We start from the raw sequence: 1568 nt of genomic DNA, 5'->3' as shown, positions 1-1568 counted from the left end.
GCACGACGTTCGGCGGCAACCCGCTCGCGACCGCGACCGCAAACGCCGTGCTCGGAGAGATCGAGCGCTCCGACCTGGTGGGCACTGCCCGGGTGATGGGCGACCGCATCCGTGCCGGTCTCGCCACTCTCGAGCACCCCGCGATCATCGATGTCTCCGGGCGGGGACTGCTGATCGGCATCGGGCTCGACGGGCCGCACGCCGGGGCGGTCGCCACGCGCGCCCTCGAGCTGGGACTCATCGTCAACGCCGCAGCGGAGGATCGCATCCGTCTCGCCCCACCGCTCAGTATCGATGCTGACGACGTCGATCGCTTTCTCGGCCTCTTCCATTCCGCGCTCATGAGTACCGAAGGACTCTACGAATGACCCGCCATTTCCTCCGCGACGACGACCTCACGCAGGCCGAGCAGACCGAAATCCTCGACCTCGCCGAGCAGATCAAGGCCGACCGCTGGGGCCGTAAGCCGCTCGCCGGACCGCAGACCGTCGCGGTGATCTTCGACAAGTCGTCGACGCGCACCCGGGTCTCGTTTGCGGTGGGGATCGCCGACCTCGGCGGCATCCCGCTCATCATCTCGACGGCGAACAGCCAACTCGGCGGCAAGGAGAGCCCGTCCGACACCGCCCGGGTGCTGGAGCGGCAGGTCGCGGCGATCGTCTGGCGCACCTACGCCCAGTCCGGGCTCGAGCAGATGGCGGCCGGCACCACCGTCCCCGTCGTCAACGCGCTCTCCGACGACTTCCACCCGTGCCAGTTGCTCGCCGACCTGCTGACCATCCGGGAGCACAAGGGCACCCTTGCCGGGCTCACCGTGACGTTCCTCGGCGACGGGGCGAGCAACATGGCGCACAGCTACCTGCTCGCCTGCGCGACCGCGGGCATGCACGTGCGGGTCGCGGCTCCCGAGGAGTTCAGCCCGGCGGACGCGGTGGTGACGGATGCCGATGCTCGCGCCGCGCAGACCGGTGGCTCGGTGACACTCTTCACCGACCAGAACGAGGCGGTCGCCGGCGCTGATGTCGTCGTCACCGACACCTGGGTGTCGATGGGTAAGGAAGACGAGAAGGCGCACCGCGTCGCCGTCTTCGGCGGCTACCAGGTGACTCCCGAACTCATGACGCTCGCCAAGCCCGATGCGATCTTCCTGCACTGCCTTCCGGCCGACCGCGGCTACGAGGTCGCCGCCGACGTTATCGACGGCCCGCAAAGCGTCATCTGGGATGAAGCCGAGAACCGGCTGCACGCCCAGAAGGCCCTGCTGACCTGGCTGCTTGAGAGGAGTTCGCCGTGAGTGGGTCAGCGGTAGACGTTGTTGAGCAGGTTGGGGTCGCTCAGCAGGATGCTCGACAGCACGCCCCAGAAGACGATCGCCGCAATGATTCCCGCGCTGAGGGGGACCCAGAACGCGATCTTGTTCTTCACGAGCAGCAGGATTCCTACGCCGAGCGCGATGAGGTACAGCACGACGTGACTCACCGCGATGATCGTCGGACCGGCGCCCACGGTGCCGTTGAAGCCGCCCATGCCGCCCTGCCCGAGCGCTTCGTTCAGCAGCACCGGGTCGG

General features: G+C 68.0%; 3 protein-coding genes. 2 read left to right on the top strand and 1 reads right to left on the bottom strand.

Features of this window, described 5'->3' with window-relative positions; all coding sequences use genetic code 11:
• A partial coding sequence (locus tag RMO30_RS04255; protein ID WP_309709945.1) for an aminotransferase class III-fold pyridoxal phosphate-dependent enzyme occupies positions 1-368 on the top strand: 368 nt, incomplete at its 5' end.
• Positions 365-1294, top strand: coding sequence for an ornithine carbamoyltransferase (gene argF, locus RMO30_RS04250; RefSeq protein WP_309709942.1), 930 nt, complete (start codon positions 365-367; stop codon positions 1292-1294). The genes RMO30_RS04255 and argF, both read left to right, overlap by 4 nt.
• A gap of 5 nt (positions 1295-1299) precedes the next feature.
• Here argF and RMO30_RS04245 read toward each other — a convergent pair.
• The coding region (locus RMO30_RS04245) for a DUF6264 family protein (RefSeq protein ID WP_309709940.1) at positions 1300-1568 on the bottom strand (269 nt) is incomplete at its 5' end.

Source organism: Pseudolysinimonas sp. (assembly GCF_031389465.1).
Taxonomy (GTDB): Bacteria; Actinomycetota; Actinomycetes; order Actinomycetales; family Microbacteriaceae; genus Pseudolysinimonas_A.
Note: the sequence above shows the minus strand (reverse complement) of the source record. Positions and strands in the feature narration are given on the sequence as shown.

Coding starts and splice junctions, on each gene's coding strand:
- argF (WP_309709942.1), top strand. CDS start 365: ATGACCCGCCATTTCCTCCGCGACGACGACCTCACGCAGGCCGAGCAG.